This is a genomic window from Streptomyces daghestanicus, from assembly GCF_020521275.1.
GTDB classification, from domain to species: Bacteria; Actinomycetota; Actinomycetes; order Streptomycetales; family Streptomycetaceae; genus Streptomyces; species Streptomyces griseoviridis.
In genome coordinates, this window is the sequence record NZ_BNDX01000016.1 from 690946 (window position 1) to 711330 (window position 20385).

At 72.9% G+C, this 20385-nt stretch carries 13 protein-coding genes, 2 tRNA genes and 1 pseudogene; 13 read left to right on the top strand and 3 right to left on the bottom strand.

Annotated features, from left to right (window positions below; all coding sequences use genetic code 11):
• Position 1: 1 nt before the first annotated feature.
• The 3 genes from Sdagh_RS29805 to Sdagh_RS29815 all read left to right on the top strand — a co-directional run bounded on the left by Sdagh_RS29805 (position 2) and on the right by Sdagh_RS29815 (position 835).
• A tRNA-Ala gene (locus Sdagh_RS29805) sits at positions 2–74 on the top strand.
• Positions 75–363: 289 nt separating this feature from the next.
• Positions 364–597: a hypothetical protein gene (locus Sdagh_RS29810; protein ID WP_053750770.1), complete on the top strand. Its 234-nt coding sequence runs from the start codon at positions 364–366 to the stop codon at positions 595–597.
• A gap of 165 nt (positions 598–762) precedes the next feature.
• Positions 763–835 (top strand) — tRNA-Ala (locus Sdagh_RS29815).
• A gap of 77 nt (positions 836–912) precedes the next feature.
• Here the strand turns inward: Sdagh_RS29815 and Sdagh_RS29820 are convergent.
• A pseudogene (locus tag Sdagh_RS29820) lies at positions 913–2035 on the bottom strand (ferredoxin); the annotation flags it as partial.
• Between the two features lie 484 nt (positions 2036–2519).
• Between Sdagh_RS29820 and leuS the strand changes: the two are divergent.
• From leuS to Sdagh_RS29855, 7 genes are all read left to right on the top strand, one after another.
• Positions 2520–5390 (top strand): leucine--tRNA ligase, encoded by a 2871-nt coding sequence (leuS, locus tag Sdagh_RS29825; RefSeq protein ID WP_190007799.1) that lies wholly within the window; start codon positions 2520–2522, stop codon positions 5388–5390.
• Between the two features lie 184 nt (positions 5391–5574).
• Positions 5575–6366, top strand: coding sequence for a hypothetical protein (locus tag Sdagh_RS29830; RefSeq protein ID WP_190077243.1), 792 nt, complete (start codon positions 5575–5577; stop codon positions 6364–6366).
• A gap of 156 nt (positions 6367–6522) precedes the next feature.
• On the top strand, positions 6523–7368 hold the full coding sequence (locus tag Sdagh_RS29835; protein WP_190077244.1) for a DegV family protein: 846 nt from the start codon (positions 6523–6525) through the stop codon (positions 7366–7368).
• A 367-nt stretch (positions 7369–7735) separates the two neighbouring features.
• The gene (locus Sdagh_RS29840; RefSeq protein ID WP_190077245.1) at positions 7736–8893 is read left to right on the top strand and encodes a ComEA family DNA-binding protein; all 1158 of its coding nucleotides are present in this window, start codon (positions 7736–7738) and stop codon (positions 8891–8893) included.
• Positions 8890–11592: a ComEC/Rec2 family competence protein gene (locus Sdagh_RS29845; protein WP_190077246.1), complete on the top strand. Its 2703-nt coding sequence runs from the start codon at positions 8890–8892 to the stop codon at positions 11590–11592. The genes Sdagh_RS29840 and Sdagh_RS29845 overlap by 4 nt, the downstream gene beginning before the upstream one ends.
• Before the next feature lie 262 nt (positions 11593–11854).
• Positions 11855–12736, top strand: coding sequence for a YceI family protein (locus Sdagh_RS29850; RefSeq protein ID WP_190077247.1), 882 nt, complete (start codon positions 11855–11857; stop codon positions 12734–12736).
• A gap of 110 nt (positions 12737–12846) precedes the next feature.
• Positions 12847–13092, top strand: a complete 246-nt coding sequence (locus tag Sdagh_RS29855) for a hypothetical protein (RefSeq protein ID WP_189412748.1) — start codon at positions 12847–12849, stop codon at positions 13090–13092.
• Positions 13093–13335: 243 nt separating this feature from the next.
• On the opposite strand, the gene Sdagh_RS29860 is transcribed toward Sdagh_RS29855, so the two are convergent.
• Complete coding sequence (locus Sdagh_RS29860) at positions 13336–14157, bottom strand: APH(3'') family aminoglycoside O-phosphotransferase (protein WP_190077248.1); 822 nt, start codon at positions 14155–14157, stop codon at positions 13336–13338.
• A gap of 178 nt (positions 14158–14335) precedes the next feature.
• Between Sdagh_RS29860 and holA the strand changes: the two genes are divergently transcribed.
• On the top strand, positions 14336–15322 hold the full coding sequence (holA, locus tag Sdagh_RS29865) for a DNA polymerase III subunit delta (protein ID WP_189412752.1): 987 nt from the start codon (positions 14336–14338) through the stop codon (positions 15320–15322).
• A gap of 528 nt (positions 15323–15850) precedes the next feature.
• Here the strand turns inward: holA and rpsT are convergent.
• Entirely contained in the window at positions 15851–16117 is a 267-nt protein-coding gene (rpsT, locus tag Sdagh_RS29870) for a 30S ribosomal protein S20 (protein WP_189412754.1), read from the bottom strand.
• 266 nt (positions 16118–16383) lie between these two features.
• Between rpsT and lepA the strand changes: the two genes are divergently transcribed.
• Positions 16384–18258, top strand: a complete 1875-nt coding sequence (gene lepA / locus Sdagh_RS29875) for a translation elongation factor 4 (RefSeq protein WP_189412755.1) — start codon at positions 16384–16386, stop codon at positions 18256–18258.
• A 225-nt stretch (positions 18259–18483) separates the two neighbouring features.
• A complete protein-coding gene (locus Sdagh_RS29880) occupies positions 18484–20361 on the top strand; it encodes an AMP-dependent synthetase/ligase (RefSeq protein WP_189412758.1) in 1878 nt (625 codons plus the stop codon).
• The last annotated feature ends 24 nt before the right edge of the window (positions 20362–20385 follow it).

Below are 20385 nucleotides of genomic sequence, written 5' to 3' on the forward strand. Positions count from 1 at the left end.
AGGGGCTATAGCTCAGTTGGTAGAGCGCCTGCATGGCATGCAGGAGGTCAGGAGTTCAATTCTCCTTAGCTCCACTTGGTTGCACCGATGAATCCCGTCCCCACAGGGGGCGGGATTTTTCGTTCCCTCGCTTGAGCATCAAGAGCCCCCGGCTCGTACGGCTCGGTGAGATCCGCGCCGGTCACCGTGTCCGGACTGGTACTGAGGCGTCGCTGACCGTGTCGGCCGGGTCGTGGCAGAATCAAACGGCCGGAAGGGGGCGCGGCCCGACGGGAGGGAGTACCGATGCCTGCGAGCATCCTCGGGGACGGCGGCGGCGTCTCGGACGTGTGCACGGCCGGCGCTCGCAGCCGGAGCTGATCGATGGGTGCACACAGGCGGAAGTGCGACTGGTGCGGCAGCGGCACGCCCATCGTCCGCGACATGGAGCCGGTCAACCCCGAGTACCAGTACTGGTGCGAGGAGTGCGCGCGGGCGCTGATCATAAAAGGCGACCCCATCGAGACGTACCGCGAACTGGAGGGGGAGCCGATCTACGGCCGGCTCCTGGAGGAGCACTGCACGCTCAAGCGGTTCTACTCCTTCGTGACCGCCTGACGGACGGGCGCGGCAGGACGGGCCCGGCAGCGCGCCGGCGGGACATCGACGGGGCGCAACGGTACGAAACGGGCAGACCGGAAACGATTTGGTGTTGGGCCCGGGGGACCGTGTAATGTTGGCGTCGCCGCCAGGGAAACCGGGCGGAGCGAAGCGGTAAAGCGCGGGGCTATAGCTCAGTTGGTAGAGCGCCTGCATGGCATGCAGGAGGTCAGGAGTTCAATTCTCCTTAGCTCCACAGAGAAACCCCCGGGTCGAAGGATCATCGACCCGGGGGTTCTTTCCTGTTCGGCGTCTCTTGCTCAGCGTCCCAGCGCCCAGCGCCCGGCGTCCGCGGCCCGGCGCGAGCACCGGCAGCGCGGACCGGGACGGTGTCTGCGCGCGGGTGTCCTCCTCGGTCCGCAGGGCCGGCGCCGGGCAGCGGCGCACCGCGCGCAGCGCCTTCGCCTCCGCGTACCGCGGCACCTGCGCCCGCACCACGGTGGGGAAACCGTCCGAGCCGAGCTGGAACACCTCAGGCAGGATGTCCGCGCACAGCCCGTGGCCCCGGCACAGCGTCCAGTCGACGTGGATCTTCTGGCGGCTGGGACCGGTCCCGGCGGACGCGCCGCCGCCCGGTACGCCCGTCGGTGCCCCGCCTCCCCCGAGGAGCGGCAGCACCCCCGCCACGGGCCGTCCGCAGCCGGTGCCGAGGACATGGGCGGCGAGGTCGTCGGTGCACGCCCGCACGGCCGACTCCAGGAACATCGCCGAACCGTCGGGGTGCGCGTACGCGCCGCGCCGCTTGACGTTCCGCGTGACCTGCTCGAGCGCCTCCAGGGCGGCCGGCCCGCCGCCGTCCAGGACGTCCGCGGGGCCGCGCGCCGCGGCCGGCAGCCCCAGGTAGGGGGGTCCGCACTGGCCGGCGCTCTCCTCCGCCAGCCACTGCGCCACCCGCAGTGACTCGCCCAGCGGGCACGTCTCCTGACCGATCGGCAGGATCGCGCCCGCGCCGAGTGAACCGCCCGTCGCGTCCAGGGAGCTCCGGGAGACGATCACCTCGTCCACGGTGGCCGCGTCGGTCCACTTGCCGTGGTAGCCGCCCGTCAGCACCCCCCTGCGGGACCGGCGGGGCGCCAGCGAGCTGGAGGACGTAGCGCAGCGGCACCCCTGTGGGGACCTCGATCACCATGGGGCGGGCCACCGCGCCGGAGACGGTGAGCATGACGGTGCCCGGCTCGTCGTACAGGCCGGTGTTGCCGTAGCGCGCCGGGCCGATGCGGGCGGCGATGGCGAGCTGGGCGAAGGCCCCGGCGTCGGAGAGCAGTGTCGGGGCGCCGCCGACGCCGCTTCCGGAGGCGCTGACCTTGCGGCCGGGAGGGATCGCCGGGCCGCCGTCGATGGAGCGGATCAGCGAGGCGGCGGCGCCGGTGACCATGCGGACCGGATGCGTGGCGACCCAGGAGTCGTCCGCCGTCATGGCGAGGAAAGGGTTCACGGGGGGTGGGTTCGTGGGGGCACTCCGAGCGGTTCGGGGAAGCGGTCCCGGTGCCGCACTCCAGGTGGCGCCGTACCCGCGGGTAGGAGGTTTCGGTTATTGCGTTGTTATCAAATGACTATGCGGTTGTTGTGATGCCCTTCAGTGGCTGTTACGCGAGTGATCCTCGGCCCTCCTCCCGGCCGGGAGGGGCCGGGCAGCCCGTCGCGGCCCCTGGGGCGACTGCGGTACCCTGACCCCATGCGTGCCGTACGCCTTCTGCTTAGCGAGCCGCGCTGATCAGTACCGACCTCCGGTGCTCCGGACGGGTCGGAATCGGCGCGGCGTCCCCTCCTGTGCGAGGGGATTTTTCATTTCCGGCACGGGCGGCCGTCCGGCAGGGACGACCGCCCCGGGCTGAAAGTCGCAGCCGCAGGCGAAGACGATCGATGGAGCTTTGAGGACCATGAGCGAGACGAACCCCGCTGCCGCCGCCGAGGTGGCCGCGCCGCACCGCTACACGGCCGCCCTGGCGGCCGACATCGAGGCACGCTGGCAGGACTTCTGGGACGCCGAGGGCACCTACGCCGCGCCGAACCCCACCGGTGACCTGGCGGGCGACCCGGAGACGGTCGCCCGGCCCAAGAAATTCATCATGGACATGTTCCCGTACCCGTCCGGTGCGGGCCTGCACGTCGGCCACCCCCTGGGTTACATCGCCACCGACGTCTTCGCCCGCTTCCAGCGGATGACCGGCCACAACGTCCTGCACACCCTGGGCTTCGACGCCTTCGGCCTGCCCGCCGAGCAGTACGCCGTGCAGACCGGCACGCACCCGCGCGTGTCCACCGAGGCCAACATGGAGAACATGAAGGCCCAGTTGCGCCGGCTGGGCCTGGGCCACGACAAGCGCCGGTCGTTCGCCACGATCGACCCGGAGTACTACAAGTGGACGCAGTGGATCTTCCTGCAGATCTTCAACTCCTGGTACGACCAGGAGGCCGGGAAGGCCCGCCCGATCGCCGAGCTGGTCGCCGCCTTCGAGACCGGTGAGCGCCCCGTCCCCGGCGGACGCCCCTGGAGCGAGCTGACCGCCGCCGAACGCGCCGACGTCCTCGGCGAGTACCGCCTGGCCTACGCCTCGGACGCCCCCGTCAACTGGTGCCCCGGCCTGGGCACCGTCCTGGCCAACGAGGAGGTCACCGCCGACGGCCGCTCCGAGCGCGGCAACTTCCCCGTCTTCAAGGCCAAGCTGCGCCAGTGGAACATGCGCATCACCGCCTACGCCGACCGGCTGCTGGAGGACCTGGAGGAGCTGGACTGGCCCGAGGCCATCAAACTCCAGCAGCGCAACTGGATCGGCCGCAGCGAGGGCGCCCGCGTCGACTTCCCCGTCGACGGCGACCACATCACGGTCTTCACCACCCGCCAGGACACCCTGTTCGGCGCCACCTACATGGTGCTGGCCCCCGAACACCCCCTGGTGGAGAAGTTCACGCCCGCCGCCTGGCCCGAGGGCACCCGCGAGGCGTGGACCGGCGGCCACGCCACCCCCGCCGGGGCCGTCGCCGCCTACCGCGCGCAGGCCGCCGCCAAGTCCGACGTCGAGCGGCAGGCCGAGGCCAAGGACAAGACCGGCGTCTTCACCGGCGTGTACGCCACCAACCCCGTCACCGGCGAGCAGATCCCCGTCTTCATCGCCGACTACGTCCTGATGGGCTACGGCACCGGCGCCATCATGGCCGTCCCCGCCCACGACAGCCGCGACTTCGCCTTCGCCCGTGCCTTCGACCTGCCGATGCGCTGCGTCGTGGAGCCCTCCGACGGCCGCTCCACCGACCCGTCGACCTGGGACGACGCCTTCGCCTCGTACGACGCGAAACTCGTGAACTCCTCCGGTGCGGACATCTCCCTGGACGGCCTGGGCGTGGTGGACGCCAAGGCCCGCATCACCGAGTGGCTGGCCCAGCGCGGCATCGGCGAGGGCACCGTCAACTTCCGCCTGCGCGACTGGCTGTTCAGCCGCCAGCGCTACTGGGGCGAGCCCTTCCCCATCGTCTACGACGAGGACGGCATCGCCCACCCGCTGCCCGAGTCGATGCTGCCGCTGGAACTGCCCGAGGTCGAGGACTACTCCCCGCGCACCTTCGACCCCGACGACGCCGACACCCAGCCGGAGACGCCCCTGTCCCGCAACGAGGACTGGGTCAACGTCACCCTGGACCTGGGGGACGGCCCCAAGAAGTACCGGCGCGAGACCAACACCATGCCCAACTGGGCCGGTTCCTGCTGGTACGAGCTGCGCTACCTCGACCCGCACAACAGCGAGGAGCTGGTCGACCCCCAGATCGAGCAGTACTGGATGGGCCCGCGCGAGGGCCGGCCGCACGGCGGCGTCGACCTGTACGTCGGCGGCGCCGAGCACGCCGTACTGCACCTGCTGTACGCCCGCTTCTGGTCCAAGGTCCTGTTCGACCTGGGGCACATCTCCTCGGCCGAGCCGTTCCACAAGCTGTTCAACCAGGGCATGATCCAGGCCTACGTCTACCGCGACGCGCGCGGCATCGCCGTACCGGCCGCCGAGGTGGAGGAACGCGACGGCGCGTACTTCTACCAGGGCGAGAAGGTGTCCCGCCTGCTCGGCAAGATGGGCAAGTCCCTGAAGAACGCGGTCACCCCGGACGAGATCTGCGCCGAGTACGGCGCGGACACGCTCCGCCTGTACGAGATGGCCATGGGCCCCCTGGACGTCTCCCGGCCGTGGGACACCCGCGCGGTGGTCGGCCAGTTCCGGCTGCTCCAGCGCCTGTGGCGCAACGTCGTCGACGAGGCGACCGGTGAGGTCACGGTCGTGGACGCCGAACCCGACGTGGACACCCTGCGCGCGCTGCACAAGGCGATCGACGGGGTCCGCGGCGACCTGGAGGGCATGCGGTTCAACACCGCCATCGCCAAGGTCACCGAGCTGAACAACCACCTGACCAAGGCCGGCGGCCCGGTCGCGCGGCCGGTCGCCGAGGCCCTGGTGCTGATGATCGCGCCGCTGGCCCCGCACATCGCCGAGGAGCTGTGGCGCAAGCTCGGCCACACCGACTCGGTCGTCCACCAGGACTTCCCGGTCGCCGACCCGGCGTACGTCGTCGACGAGACCGTCACCTGCGTCGTGCAGATCAAGGGCAAGGTCAAGGCGCGGCTGGAGGTCGCCCCCTCCATCTCCGGCGAAGACCTGGAGAAGGCGGCGCTGGCCGACGAGAAGGTCGTGGCCGCGCTGGGCGGCGCCGGCATCCGCAAGGTGATCGTGCGCGCGCCGAAGCTGGTCAACATCGTGACGGCCTGATCCGGCCGGGACCGGTCCCCGGGGTGACTCCCTAGGGGGCTCTCGGGTGATTTCCTACGGGCAGGTTCGGGGTTCCGCCGGAACTCCTTGCCTGCCCGTGGCGTTTACGGTGGAAGAGGTGGCGCGGTGGGCGCCGCGAGCGCTCGCCGGGCCACACCGCCCGCAGGGCCCAAGGAGGAGCACCGTGGAAGCAGTGATCACCGTCATCGCCCTGCTCTTCGTGCTCATGGTCGCCCTCGGCGCCTACGCCACGGTGAAGGCCGTCGGCGCCGCCCGGCGCGGCGTGGACCGCACCCTCACCCAGGCCCGCCGCACGGTCGAGGACCAGACCCTGCGCGCCAGGTCCTTCGCCCAGCCGGGCACCGCGGGCGAGGTCGCGCGGCTGCGGCTGGCGCTGCGCACGTCCATGCGTGCCACGCGGGACGCGCTGCACGCGGGCGCGGCCGAGGACGCGTCCCTCAAGGAGTCCCTGGGCCTCTTCGAGCGGCTCAGCGCCCACGGTCAGGAACTCGACGCCGAGCTGCGCCGCCTGGAGTCCGAACCGGACCGCGCCGCGCTCGCCGACACCCTCCCCGCGCTGCGGGAACGCACCGAGCGCATCACCGGCGCCGCGGATTCGCTGCGCTGGGCGGCCCGCGACCGGGCCCGGCGCTTCGCCGACGACGACCTGGACTCGCTGAGCGCGCAGATCGACGTCGAGGCGGGCGCCCTGCGGCACTGGACCCGGACGGAACCGACCCGGGAGCCGTGGACCGTCACCCCGGACGACAAGAGGACATCGGACGGGGAGAGGGCACCGGACGGGGAGAGGACACCGGGCGTGAAGAAGAAGGCGGACCTGAAGAAGACGCCGGACGCCTCCGAGGGGCGTCGTTCCGGGTCCGCCGGGGAGCGGTCCCGGCCGGCCATCGACCCCGCCGCACCCCGCCCGGCCTACCCCTGGCAGCGCAAGGCCCGGCCGGAGAGCACGACCTGACGCAGGTGCCGTAGGCCGGTGACCCGGCCGGGCCGGGACGCCGGTCGGGCCGGACGGGGCCGGTCAGCGGGCGGGCGGAGCCGCCGGCCGGACCGAGGGGAGCCGGTGGCCGGGCCGGGCTGCCGTACGGGCGCTACGGCAGGTAACCTCCAGCTCATGTCCCGCCATGTCGCGATCATCACCGATTCAACGGCCTACCTGCCGCCCCGGACGATGGAGCGCCACGGCATCACGGCGGTGCCTCTGACCGTGGTCCTGGGCGACCGGGCCCTGGAGGAGGGCACCGAGATCTCGACCCGCTCACTGGCCCAGGCGTTGCAGAAGCGACGACCCGTCACGACCTCCCGGCCCGGCCCGGAGGTGTTCGCCGAGACCTACCGCAAGGCCGCCGCCTCCGGCGCCACCGGCATCGTCTCCCTCCACCTCTCCGCCGAACTGTCGGGTACCTACGACGCCGCGGTCGTCGCGGCCCGCCAGGCACCCGTCCCGGTGCGCGTCGTGGACACCGGCATGATCGCGATGGCCCTGGGCTTCTGCGCGGTCGCCGCGGCCGAGGCCGCGCAGAGCGGCGGCACGGTCGACGATGCCGTCACCGCGGCGGAGAAACGAGCCGCGGACACCTCCGCCTACTTCTACGTCGACACCCTCGACTACCTGCGCCGGGGCGGCCGGATCGGCGCCGCGCAGGCCCTGTTCGGGTCCGCGCTCGCGGTGAAACCCCTGCTGCGGCTGGACGGCGGCCGGATCGAGCCGCTGGAGAAGGTGCGTACGGCGTCCCGGGCCATCGCCCGCCTGGAGGAGATCGCCGCCGAACGGGCGGGCACCGCGGAGGTCGACATCGCCGTCCACCACCTCGCCGCCCCCGACCGGGCCACGGCCCTGGCGGACCGGCTGCGCACCCGGCTGCCGGGCCTGGCCGACCTGCACGTCAGCGAGGTCGGAGCGGTGATCGGGGCGCACACGGGACCCGGGTTGCTGGGGGTCGTGGTCTCGTCCCGCTGAGGGCGGCCCCGCCGGGGGGCGGTCCGAGGCTGGCGGCCGGCGGTCGGCGACTGATGGTCGGCGGTCGGCGGTCGGCGGGTGGGGGTTGGCGGTCGGCGGTCGGCGGTCGGCGGGGAGTGGTGAGGGCCGGCGGCCGAGGGACGTGAGGGGGACCGGTGGCCGACGGCGAGTGGCGGCGGGCGGTGGCCGGCAGCGAGTGATGGCGGCCGGTGGGCGGTGGGCGGTGGCCCGTGGCGGCGGTCGTCCGGCGGTGACGCGAAGATGTCCGTCACTCGTGCGGGTGGCGGAGTTATCCACAATCGGGCGTTCGTCCACGGAAATCCAGCAAGATCATCGAGAGAGTGCCGGCCCGTCCCATCCTCTTCGCATGGCACTTCGATCACGCTCTCGCGCAACGGCCCCGACCAGCGGTCCGGGCCGCCACCCCGTTTCCGACGGCCGCTTCCGGCACCGTCGCCCGCCGTACGCCCGCGACCGGCCGGGCGCACGGCACCAGCGCCGCCGGGCCTCGGCGGAGGAACTCCGCAGGCGGGCGGAGGCGCTCTTCGAGGAACGGCCCTCCTGGGCCGAACACGGGGAGCACGCGGACCGCGCCGACCCGGTGGCCGCCGATCGGCGGCACTCGGGGAAGGCGCCGCCGGGCACGGGAGCGCCTTCGGGTACGGGAGCGCCTTCGGGTACGGCGGCGGAGGCGGGCGCGGCGCGGGAGGCGGGCGCGGGTTCCGGGGGCGGCGCGGCGAGCGGTGACGTTCCCGGCGTGGGCTCCCGGTGGGGGCGGGCCCGGCTGGCACTGCGGGAGCGGATGCCGCTGTGGCTGCAGACCCGGTGTGGGCTGGAACGGCGCGGGGCGGTGGCGCTGACGGTGGTGCTGGTCGCCGCCGCAGGGCTCGCGGCCCAGCACTTCTGGACCGGCCGGACGCATTCCGTCGCCGCACCGGAAGTCGTACGGGCGGCGGCGACCCCCGCGACGGACGAGCAGGCCACGGGCACCGACACGCCGGCCGGTGCGGACGGGACGGGGAGCGAAGTGGCGGGAGCCGCCTCACGAGCCCCGGGTGCCAGCGGTACCGCCGGCGCGGAGATCGTCGTCGACGTCAGCGGCAAGGTCCGCGAACCCGGCGTCCACCGGCTGCCGGCCGGTTCACGTGTGGCGGACGCCCTGCGCGCGGCCGGTGGCGTGCGGCCCGGCACGAACACCGACGCGCTCAACCGGGCACGGTTCCTGGTCGACGGCGAGCAGGTCGTCGTCGGCCCGCCACCGGAGGGCGCACCGGTCGGCACGGGTGCCGGGGCGGGCGCGGCGACCGGCGCCGCCCCCGGCGCGCCGCCCGCCGCCCCCGTCTCCCTCAACACGGCCACCGTCGACCAGCTCGACACCCTTCCGGGAGTCGGCCCCGTCCTCGCCGGGCACATCATCGAGTACCGGACCAGCCACGGCGGCTTCCGCTCCGTGGACGAACTGCGCGAGGTCAACGGCATCGGTGAACGCCGCTTCGCCGACCTGCGCGACCTCGTACGCCCATGACCCGCCCGACCGGGCCGGCCCGCGCACCGGACGACGCGAAGGACGCCCCGCGGGCGGCAGGGGCCGGCCGACCGCGCTCCGCGGCGGGCCGGGGCGCCCCGCCGGCACCCCGGTCCGCCGTCCACGCCGCATCCGGCAGACGCCTCGGCGCCTCCCGTCCCCGCCAGGAGGGCCCGGCTGATCTGCGCCTGGTGCCCCCCGCCCTCGGCGCCTGGGCGGCAGCGGCCCTGGCACCGGACCTGCCCTCCGCGTGGATCGTGTGTACGGCGGTGGCCTGCACCGTGACCGCCGGCGCCCTGCTCCTGACGTGCCGCCGGAGGACCCGCGGGCGGTACCGGCCCGCCGTCGCCGCCCTGCTGCTCTGCGTCGCCGCGTCCGTCACCTCCGCCGGACTGCACGGCGCCGACGCGCGCCGCGGACCGGTACCGGAACTGGCCCGGCGGTACGCCACCGTGACCGCCGAGGCGCAGCTCACCTCCGCCCCCCGCCTCGCCCGCCCCCGCGTCCAGGGCAACCGCGCGGCCCCGCCCGCCGCACTGGTGGACGCCGACGTCCGCCGGGTGGAACAGCGGGACGGGACGACGACGACCACACGGACACCGGTACGCCTGATCGTCGACCTCGACACCACCGCGGACCGGGCCCGCGCCTCGCCCTGGCTCGAACTGCTGCCGACGACACGGGTACGGGTCACCGCGCGGACGGCACCCCCGACGGCGGGCGGGGACCGCATCGCCGCCGTGCTGCGGGTACGGGACGAGGCGGAGCCGGACGTCGTGAGCGGGCCGTCGCGGGCCCAGCGGATCGCGGGACGGCTGCGCGCCGGACTGCGGGAGGCCACCGACGACCTGCCGGCGGACGCGCGGGCACTGCTTCCGGGGCTGGTCGTCGGCGACACCTCACGGGTCACTCCGGAACTGGACGAGGCGTTCAAGGAGACCGACCTCACCCACACGCTGGCCGTGAGCGGAGCCAACTTCACCATCCTGCTCGCCCTGCTGCTGGGGCCCCCCGGTCTGGCGCAGCGCAGCGAACGCCGGGGACTGGCACCCCGGCTCGGGGTCCCGCTGCGGACGACGGCACTGCTCGGGGCGGCGCTGGCCCTCGGGTTCACCGTGGTGTGCGGCCCCGACCCGAGCGTGCTGCGGGCCGCGGCCTGCGGAGGCGTGGCCCTGCTCGCCCTCGCCACCGGACGCCGCAGATCCCTGATCCCGGCACTCGCGACGGCGGTACTGCTGCTGGTGCTGTACGACCCGTGGCTCGCCCGGAGTTACGGCTTCCTGCTCTCGGTGCTGGCCACCGGCGCCCTGCTCACCCTGGCACCGCGCTGGAGCGCCACCCTGCGCGGGCGGGGTGTGCCGCCCCGGCTCGCCGAGGCGCTGGCCGCCGCTGCCGCCGCCCAGGCGGTGTGCGCGCCGGTCGTCACCGTGCTGTCGGCGCGGGTGAGCCTGGTGGCGGTGCCGTGCAACCTGCTGGCCGAGTTCGCCGTCGCCCCGGCCACCGTCCTGGGCTTCGGCGCGCTGGTGAGCGCACCGGTGGTGATGCCCGTGGCCAAGGCACTGGCGTGGTGCGCGAGCTGGCCGGCGGGGTGGCTCGCGGCCGTCGCCCGGACCGGGGCGGAACTGCCCGGCGCGGGCGTGGACTGGCCGGGGAGCTGGGCCGGGGCGGCCCTGCTCGCCCTGCTCACGGGCATCGTCCTGCTCGTGGGGCGGCGGCTGCTGCGGCATCCCTGGTGGTGCGGGGTCTGCGTGGTGGCACTGGCCGTCGCGGTGGTCCGGCCGGCTCCGCTGGCCCAGGTCATCACGGGCTGGCCGCCACCGGACTGGCGGATGGTGATGTGCGACGTCGGGCAGGGGGACGCGATGGTGCTCGCCGCGGGTGAGGGCGCGGGAGTGGTGGTGGACGCCGGACCCGACCCCGCGCTCGTCGACCACTGTCTGCAGTCGCTGGGGATCACCCGGGTCCCACTCGTCGTGCTGACCCACTTCCACGCCGACCATGTCGCGGGTCTGCCAGGGGTGCTCCGGGGCCGTGCGGTCGGCGCGATCGAGACGACCGGCTGGGAGGAACCGGCGGACCAGGCCGACTTCGTCCGTCACCAGGCGACGGCACGGAAGGTCCCCCTGCGGCATGCCGTCGCCGGGGAGGAACGGAGGGCGGGCCCCCTGTCCTGGCGGGTCCTGTGGCCTCCGCCGAACCCGGATGGCGTGGGGCCCGGTGGTCCGGTGCGCGGTCCGGTACCGGGCCTGGAGGGGGCGAACGACGCCAGCGTCACGCTGCTGGTGCGCACAGCAGGGCTGCGGCTGCTCCTGCTCGGCGACCTCGAACCGCCCGCCCAGCGGGCGCTGGCCGCGTCACCGGCGGACTCCGCACTGGAACGCGTGGACGTGCTCAAGGTGGCCCACCACGGCTCGGCGTACCAGGATCCCGGCCTCCTGCGCAGGGTGGCACCACGGATGGCGTTGATCTCCTGCGGTGCGGACAACGCCTACGGCCACCCCGCGCCTGGCACACTCGCCGCACTGCGCGCCCAGGGCACGGCGGTCCTCCGGACGGACCGGGACGGCACGTTGGCGGTCGCGGGATCGGGACCGGGACCGAGGCCGGCGATGGCTTCGGAGGCCGGCGTGGCGAGCGGGGCGGGAGACGGGGACGGTGGTGGTGCCCGAGGGGAGGGGTTGCGGGTGGTGAGGGGCTGAGGAGGGAGGGTGGGGGAGGCGGGGCGGGTGGGGGGGTGGGGGGGAGGGGGAGCCCCCCCAGGCTTCCCATACCGCCTATGGGGCAGCTGGGCAAAACCCGTACCCGTGCCATCAATCCGCATCACATCGGGGCCACTCGTCCACACTCCCGTCACATGCGCCGCTTTGCTGTGATGTGGTCCCGTGTTGCCTGGAAAGCCTCAACGGTGATCGAATGCTTCTTCGGTAGGAGCAGATTCACGTCGTGCAGAGGGTGTCGTAGATGATCGGCCGCTTGTTGGGAAGCCGCGCCAAGCGGGTACGTCGGACGGGGCCTCTGGCGGCGGTGCAGATACCGCCGAGTGCCGGGGTGTTGAGCTGCAGGGTGCTCGACGGGGTCAATGAGCCGGTGGCGCACGCCGAGTTGACGGTGAGCGACATCATGGGGCGCAAGGTCGTCAGCGGGGGGACGGATCCTTACGGGTCGTTCGTCACGGCCGTGCCGGCGGGGGAGTACCGGCTCGCGGTGTCCGCCGAGGGTTTCACTCCGTACCGGGCGTCGGTGACGGTGATCGAGGATTCGCTCGCCTCGCTCGGGGATGTGACCTTGCAGGTCGCGGCGCCGCCGGAGGTGCCGTCGGCGGGGGAGTGGGAGATCGAGCCGGCGCACTCCTCGATCGGGTTCACCGCGCGGCACATCGGGCTGGCCCGTATCCACGGGCGGTTCAACTCCTTCGCCGGGGCGGTGCGGATCGCCGACGAGATGGAGCAGTCGGCGATGCACGTGGTGATCGACGCGGCGTCCATCGACACCAATGTGCGGATGCGCGACGACCATCTGCGGTCGGCGGACTTCCTGGACGTGCAGCGGTATCCGACGCTGGAGTTCTACAGTGACCGGTTCGCGCACCGGGGCGGCAACCGGTGGTCGATCACCGGCGGGCTGTCGCTGCACGGCGTGACGCGGACGGTCACCCTGGACGCGGAGTACCTCGGGCTGGGCAACGGCATGGAGGGCGAGACGCGGGCGGCCTGCCGGGCCACCACGGAACTGCGCCGCGACGACTTCACGGTGAGCTGGCAGACGATGCTGGCGCGCGGCATCGCGGTGGTCGGCCCCAGCATCAAGATCGACCTCGATGTGCAGATCGTGCCCAAGGGCTGACTTCGGGCCCGGAGCCGTGCGGTCGGCGTCGGGCGCGGCCCCGCGGGGCCGGTCGCGCGGCGTGGACCCGGGCGGACGTCCGCCGGCGGGGGTGACGGAGAATGGCCGGCGTGAGTGACGTGAGACATGTGCTGGTGCTGCCCGACCGCGATGCCGCGGAAGAGGCGGCGGAGGCGCTCGGGGAGCGGTTCGGCGTCGCCGAGGAGCCGCAGCTCGTCCGGGACGCGCTGGCCGGGGAGGACGACGCGGAGGACGCCCAGTGGCTCGTCGTCCTGCGGGACGAGGACGGGGAACTGGACGCCGCCGAGCTGGACGAGTTCGCCGCGGAGTGGGACGGCTGGCGGGAGGAGCCCTAGCCTCGCGCCGTGCGGGCCGTGCGGGCCCGGACGGGCCGGACGGTGCGTCGGCTGCCCGGAGCGAGGGCGGGGGCGCCGCCGAGCAGGGTGGGGGCACCGCCCTTCGTGACGAGGGGGCCGTGACCGTTCGCCTGGCCGGGCTGCACGGCGCGCAGGCTTCTCCCGTCGGCCCGTCGGCCCGTCGGCCCGTCGGCCCGTCGGCCCGTCGGCCCGTCGGCCCGCCCGTTCCCCCGCGGGAACCGGTCAGCCCCAGGTGAGCGGGTCGAGGTGGAGGTAGAAGCGCAGGCGGTCGGGGTCGAGGGCGGTGCCGTACCTCATGGCGAAGGCCGTGTCCGCGGCGCGGGCCCGTTCCTCGTCGGGCCATGTCTCGCGCGCGTTGGCGAGCAGCAGGGCCAGGTCGGCGTGGCGGTCGGCCGGTCCGAGGCGGCCCAGGTCGATGAAGCCCGCCACGTCCAGGGTCCGCGGGTCGAGAACGATGTTGGGCAGGCACAGGTCGCCGTGGCACACGACCGTGTCGGCGGCTTCCTGCTCCCGTCGCCGCGAGACCTGCCGGGTGAGGCGGTCCAGCAGTTTCGCAGGGGGCGTCCGCCGCTGGTCGACGGGGAGGAAGTCGGGGTCGACGGCGTCCCGGGCCACGACGTCGCGCGCCATGGCGACCATGGCGTCCAGGCCCCGGCGGAAGGGGCACCGGGACACCGGTACCTCGTGCAGTCGGCGGACCGCGTCCGCGAGGGGACCCCAGGCGGTCCGCAGGTCCTCGGCGGACACCTGGTCGGCGGGTGTGCCGGAGACGGCGCGGGTCACCAGGCAGGCGCCGGCGTCACCGGACCGCCAGTCGAGCACCCGGGGACCAGGTACGCCCTGATCGCCGAGCCACACGACCCGGTCGCGCTCGGCCGCGAGGCCGGCCGCGTCCGCGGCGGGGACGCACTTGGCGTACCGGGTGGCGTCCGCGCTGCGGAAGACGGCCGCTCCCGACTCGCCGGCGGTGACGGGCGACCAGCCGTCGTCGTCCACGCCGAGCAGCATCGGCGATACGGTGCGGGGCGCGGGCCGGTCGCTCATGGCGGCCACTGTAGTCAGCCCCGGCGCACCGGGGCGGGCCACGGAGCGCCGGCTCCCGGTCGGCGTCCGGCACGCGCCGGAATCCGAAGGCGGGAACCAGCCCGTTCCCCGCCTTCGGGGGCCGTCGCCCCTCCGGGCTCGGGACGTGGTGTCGGTGCCCCGTGCGATGCTTGGCGCGATGGCCAGGAAGACTGCGAATGACGACCCTCTCGCCCCGGTGACGCTCGCCGTGGGCCAGGAGGACCTGCTGCTCGACCGCGCGGTGCGGGAGGTGGTGGCCGCCGCGAAGGCCGCCGACGCCGACACCGACGTGCGCGACCTCACGCCGGACCAGTTGCAGCCCGGCACGCTCGCCGAGCTGACCAGTCCCTCCCTCTTCGCCGAGCGCAAGGTCGTGGTCGTACGCAACGCCCAGGACCTGTCCGCCGACACGGTCAAGGACGTCAAGGTCTACCTGGGCGCCCCCGCCGAGGAGATCACCCTCGTCCTGCTGCACGCGGGCGGCGCCAAGGGCAAGGGGCTGTTGGACGCCGCGCGCAAGGCGGGGGCGCGGGAGGTGGCGTGCCCGAAGATGACCAAGCCGGCGGACCGGCTCGCCTTCACCCGCGCGGAGTTCCGTGGCGCGGGGCGGTCGGCGACGCCCGAGGCGTGCCAGGCGCTGGTGGACGCGATCGGCAGTGATCTGCGGGAGCTGGCGTCGGCGGTGTCGCAGCTCGTCGCGGACGTCGAGGGGACGATCGACGAGGCCGTGGTCGGGCGGTACTACACCGGGCGGGCCGAGGCGTCCAGCTTCACGGTCGCCGACCGGGCGGTGGAGGGGCGGGCCGCGGAGGCGCTGGAGGCGCTGCGGTGGTCTTTGTCGACGGGGGTGGCGCCGGTGCTGATCACCAGCGCGCTGGCGCAGGGGGTGCGGGCGATCGGGAAGCTGTCGTCGGCGCGCGGGGGGCGGCCGGCGGATCTCGCCCGGGAGCTGGGGATGCCGCCGTGGAAGATCGACCGGGTGCGGCAGCAGATGCGGGGGTGGACGCCGGACGGGGTGGCGGTCGCGCTGCGGGCCGTGGCCGAGGCGGACGCGGGGGTGAAGGGCGGGGGTGAGGACCCCGGGTACGCGTTGGAGAAGGCGGTCGTCACGGTGGCGCGGGCGGCACGGTCGCGGGGGCGGTAGTCACGGGCGCGGGCCGGGACGGGAGTCTCCATCCCGGTCCGTGCGTGGACGATCTGGGTCTGTGTGTGGACGATCCGGGTCCGTGCGTCGACGATCCGGGTCTGTGCGTGGACGATCCGGGTCCGTGCGTGGACGCGGTCGGTCCCGTCCCCTCCGCCCCCTCTCTCTCCGCCCCTTCCCTTCCCGTTCCTGGCGGCCGCGCCGCCCCCAGGACCCCCCTTCGCTGGACGGTTCCGCCCTCTCCCGTCCCTGGGAGCCGCGCCCCCAGACCCCTCTTCGGGCCTTGACCCCAGGTCCCCCTTCGGCCTGGACGGCCCCGTCGTCGAACGCCGGACGGGCCGCCCCCCTGGCCCTCCCGCACACGCCAAAACCCCGCCCAGGACACTGGGGCGGGGTTCCGGGTCACGCTTCGGTTGAGCCCACACCCGCGTGGCGAACGCAGGCCGCGTGCGGGCTCGGGGTGCCGGTCGGGAGCGGAGAGAGAGGGCCCGCTCTGGGTCCTTCCGGCGGTCAGATCAAGAGAAGAGGTCAGGCCTTGATGCCGGCGACCTTCTGCGCCAGCGCCGACTTCTTGTTGGCGGCCTGGTTCTTGTGGATGACGCCCTTGGAGACGGCCTTGTCGAGCTGGCGCGCCGCGGCGCGCTGGTACTCGGTGGCCTTCTCGACGTCACCCGCGGCAGCGGCCTCGCGGGCCTTGCGGATCGCGGTCTTCAGGGAGGACTTGACGGCCTTGTTGCGCAGCCGGGCCTTCTCGTTGGTCTTGATCCGCTTGATCTGGGACTTGATGTTCGCCACGAATGAGCCTTTACAGGTTCAGGCACGGAGCCCCGGAGGGTCCCGCGCCGGTGATTTCCAGAGGGTGTGTCTCGCGCTGAGAGGGCAAGAGACACAGCCCCCCACACTAGCAGCGGCCCGGTGCGGGTCCCAAACCGCGTCCGGCGCCCCCCTGCCGGAGCCGCCCAGACCCCGCCGCGGTCGCCGCGCGTGGGACGATGGAGGCTACGTATCGATCCGACCCGAGACCGCAGACACTGCGGACGCCTCAAGAATCAGGACCCTGCGTGCCCGCGATCCCCAGCCATGTGCCCGAGCCGAGCCGTACCGACCCGGCGCTGATCCGCAACTTCTGCATCATCGCGCACATCGACCACGGCAAGTCCACGCTCGCCGACCGGATGCTCCAGCTGACCGGTGTGGTCGAGCAGCGGCAGATGCGCGCCCAGTACCTCGACCGCATGGACATCGAGCGCGAGCGCGGCATCACGATCAAGTCCCAGGCGGTGCGACTGCCGTGGGCCCCGACCACGGGTCCCGACCGGGGCAGCACGCACATCCTCAACATGATCGACACCCCGGGGCACGTCGACTTCACCTACGAGGTGTCGAGGTCGCTCGCCGCGTGCGAGGGGACCATCCTCCTCGTCGACGCCGCCCAGGGCATCGAGGCGCAGACCCTCGCCAACCTGTACCTGGCGATGGAGAACGACCTCACCATCGTCCCCGTGCTGAACAAGATCGACCTGCCGGCCGCGCAGCCCGAGAAGTTCGCCGAGGAGCTGGCCAACCTCATCGGCTGCGACCCGTCCGACGTGCTCAAGGTCTCCGCCAAGACCGGTCTCGGCGTCGAGGCGCTGCTGGACCGGGTGGTCGCCGACGTCCCGGCTCCGGTCGGGGTGGCCGACGCCCCCGCCCGCGCGATGATCTTCGACTCGGTCTATGACTCGTACCGCGGCGTCGTGACGTACGTACGTGTCATCGACGGCCAGCTCAACAAGCGTGAGCGCATCAAGATGATGTCGACCGGCGCGACCCACGAGCTGCTGGAGATCGGGACGAACTCGCCGGAGATGCTCGGCGCCGACGGCCTCGGGGTCGGCGAGGTGGGCTATCTGATCACCGGGGTGAAGGACGTCCGCCAGTCGAAGGTCGGTGACACCGTCACCAGCCAACACAAGGGGGCCACGGAGGCCCTCGGCGGGTACAAGGACCCCAAGCCGATGGTGTTCTCCGGGCTGTACCCGCTGGACGGCTCGGACTACCCGGAGCTGCGCGAGGCGCTGGACAAGCTCCAGCTCAACGACGCGGCCCTGGTCTACGAGCCGGAGACCTCGGCCGCCCTCGGCTTCGGTTTCCGCGTCGGCTTCCTCGGTCTCCTCCACCTGGACGTGATCCGGGAGCGGCTGGAGCGCGAGTTCGGGCTCGACCTGATCGCGACGGCGCCCAACGTCGTCTACCGGGTGGTCATGGAGGACGGCAGCGAGCACACCGTCACCAACCCGAGCGAATTCCCCGAGGGCAAGATCCAGGAGGTGTACGAGCCGGTCGTGCGCGCCACGATCCTGGCGCCGACCGAGTTCATCGGCTCGATCATGGAGCTGTGCCAGAACCGGCGCGGCACCCTGCTCGGCATGGACTACCTCTCCGAGGACCGGGTCGAGATCCGCTACACACTGCCCCTCGCGGAGATCGTCTTCGACTTCTTCGACCAGCTGAAGTCGAAGACCCGCGGCTACGCCTCGCTGGACTACGAGCCCACCGGCGAGCAGACCTCCAGCCTGGTCAAGGTCGACATCCTGCTGCACGGCGACAAGGTGGACGCCTTCTCGGCGATCACCCACAAGGACCAGGCGTACGCGTACGGCGTACGGCTGGTCGCCAAGCTCAAGGAGCTGATCCCGCGGCAGGCGTTCGAGGTGCCGGTGCAGGCGGCCATCGGTTCCCGGGTGATCGCCCGCGAGACCATCCGCGCCATCCGCAAGGACGTCCTCGCCAAGTGCTACGGCGGTGACATCTCCCGCAAGCGCAAGCTGCTGGAGAAGCAGAAGGAAGGCAAGAAGCGGATGAAGATGGTGGGTTCCGTGGAGGTTCCCCAGGAGGCCTTCATCGCCGTCCTCTCCAGTGACGACAGCGCGGCGTCGGGCAAGGGCAAGAAGTAGCCGCGGGAACGGACGGAAGGGGCCCGCCGTGCGAGAGCACGGCGGGCCCCTTCCGCGTCCGGGGGGCCGCCGGCCGTGCGAAGTGACGGGGCGCGGGCTCTTACGTACCGGGCGGTCGGGCCTTACTCTGATCCCCTGCCCGATAGTTACTCGCGAGTTAAACAAGAGAGTCACCAGAGTCAGCCGCACAGAGCCAGCCGCACCGTCGCGGGCCCGGAGGATGTCGTGAGCGACACACAGACACTGATCGAGAACCGTCCGCCCTCCGTGGCGGGCCTCTTCCTGGAGCGCGTGGCGGCCACGCCGGACGCCGAGGCGTACCGCTACCCCGTACCGCCCGCCTCCGGTGTGGGGCCGGACGACTGGAAGTCGCTGACCTGGGCGGCGGCCGCCGAGCGGGTGCACGCCATCGCGGCCGGCCTGATCGAGCTGGGTGTCGAGCCGGAGCAGCGGGTGGCGCTGGCCTCCTCGACCCGGCTGGAGTGGATCCTCGCCGACCTCGGCATCATGTGCGCGGGCGCGGCCACCACCACCGTCTATCCGCAGACCAACGCCGACGAGTCGGCGTACATCCTCTCCGACTCCGAGTCCCGGGTGCTGATCGCGGAGAACGCCGAGCAGCTCGCCAAGGCGCGGACGAAGCGCGCCGAGCTGCCCGACCTCACCCATGTGGTCGTCGTCGACCCGGCCGGTGCCGACGCCGACGAGGACTGGATCCTCACCCTGGACGAGCTGGAGCGCCGGGGCGCGGCCCGCCTGGAGCAGGACCCGGACCTGATCACGAAGCGGGTCGGCGCGCTCACCAAGGACCAGCTCGCCACCCTCATCTACACCTCCGGCACCACCGGCCGCCCCAAGGGCGTGCGGCTGCCGCACGACTGCTGGTCGTACATGGCGAAGGCGATCGCCGCGACCGGGCTGGTGACCCGGGACGACGTGCAGTACCTGTGGCTGCCGCTGGCGCACGTCTTCGGCAAGGTGCTGACCTCCGGGCAGATCGAGGTCGGGCACGTCACCGCCGTCGACGGCCGCGTCGACAAGATCATCGAGAATCTGCCGGTGGTCCGGCCGACGTACATGGCGGCCGTGCCGCGCATCTTCGAGAAGGTCTACAACGGCGTCGCCGCCAAGGCGAAGGCGGGCGGGGCCGCCAAGTACAAGATCTTCCAGTGGGCCGCCGGGGTCGCCCGGGAGTACGCCAGGGTCACCCAGGACAACTTCCGCCGCACCGGCACCGCGAGCGCCCCCTTCGGCCTGTCCGCCAAGCACAAGGCCGCCGACGCCCTGGTCTACGCCAAGATCCGCGAGGCGTTCGGCGGCAACCTGCGCGCCTGCGTCTCCGGCTCGGCCGCCCTCGCCCCCGACATCGGCTACTTCTTCTCCGGCGCCGGCGTGCACATCCTGGAGGGCTACGGCCTCACCGAGACCTCCGCCGCCTCCTTCGTCAACCCCGGTGAGGCGTACCGCACCGGCACGGTCGGCAAGCCGCTGCCCGGCACCGAGGTCCGCATCGCCGACGACGGGGAGATCCTGCTGCGCGGCCCCGGTGTCATGCAGGGCTACCACAAGCTGCCCGAGAAGACCGCCGAGGTGCTGGAGGCGGACGGCTGGTTGCACACCGGGGACATCGGCGAGCTGTCGCCCGACGGCTATCTGCGGATCACCGACCGCAAGAAGGACCTGATCAAGACCTCCGGCGGCAAGTACATCGCGCCCGCCGAGGTCGAGGGCCAGTTCAAGGCGGTCTGCCCGTACGTCTCCAACATCCTCGTGCACGGCGCCGACCGGAACTACTGCACCGCCCTGATCGCCCTCGACGAGGCCGCGCTCATGGAGTGGGCGAAGGAGAACGGCCTGGCGGGCCGCACCTACGCCGAGGTCGTCGCCGCGCCGGCCACGGTGGAGATGGTCGACGGTTACGTCCAGCAGCTCAACACCGGGCTCCAGCGCTGGCAGACCATCAAGAAGTTCCGGCTGCTGCCGCGCGACCTCGACATCGAGCACGGCGAGATCACGCCGAGCCTGAAGCTGAAGCGGCCGGTGGTGGAGCGGGAGTACAAGAACCTGATCGACGAGATGTACGAGGGGACCCGCGAGGCGTAGTCCGGGGGCGCGCGCCGTGACGGT

What these genes read in the sequence shown, in the direction of transcription:
- Sdagh_RS29810 (WP_053750770.1), top strand. Translation starts at nt 364, where the DNA reads ATGGGTGCACACAGGCGGAAGTGCGACTGGTGCGGCAGCGGCACGCCC.
- leuS (WP_190007799.1), top strand. Translation starts at nt 2,520, where the DNA reads ATGAGCGAGACGAACCCCGCTGCCGCCGCCGAGGTGGCCGCGCCGCAC.
- Sdagh_RS29835 (WP_190077244.1), top strand. Translation starts at nt 6,523, where the DNA reads ATGTCCCGCCATGTCGCGATCATCACCGATTCAACGGCCTACCTGCCG.
- Sdagh_RS29840 (WP_190077245.1), top strand. Translation starts at nt 7,736, where the DNA reads ATGGCACTTCGATCACGCTCTCGCGCAACGGCCCCGACCAGCGGTCCG.
- Sdagh_RS29845 (WP_190077246.1), top strand. Translation starts at nt 8,890, where the DNA reads ATGACCCGCCCGACCGGGCCGGCCCGCGCACCGGACGACGCGAAGGAC.
- Sdagh_RS29850 (WP_190077247.1), top strand. Translation starts at nt 11,855, where the DNA reads ATGATCGGCCGCTTGTTGGGAAGCCGCGCCAAGCGGGTACGTCGGACG.
- Sdagh_RS29860 (WP_190077248.1), bottom strand. Translation starts at nt 14,157, where the DNA reads ATGAGCGACCGGCCCGCGCCCCGCACCGTATCGCCGATGCTGCTCGGC.
- holA (WP_189412752.1), top strand. Translation starts at nt 14,336, where the DNA reads ATGGCCAGGAAGACTGCGAATGACGACCCTCTCGCCCCGGTGACGCTC.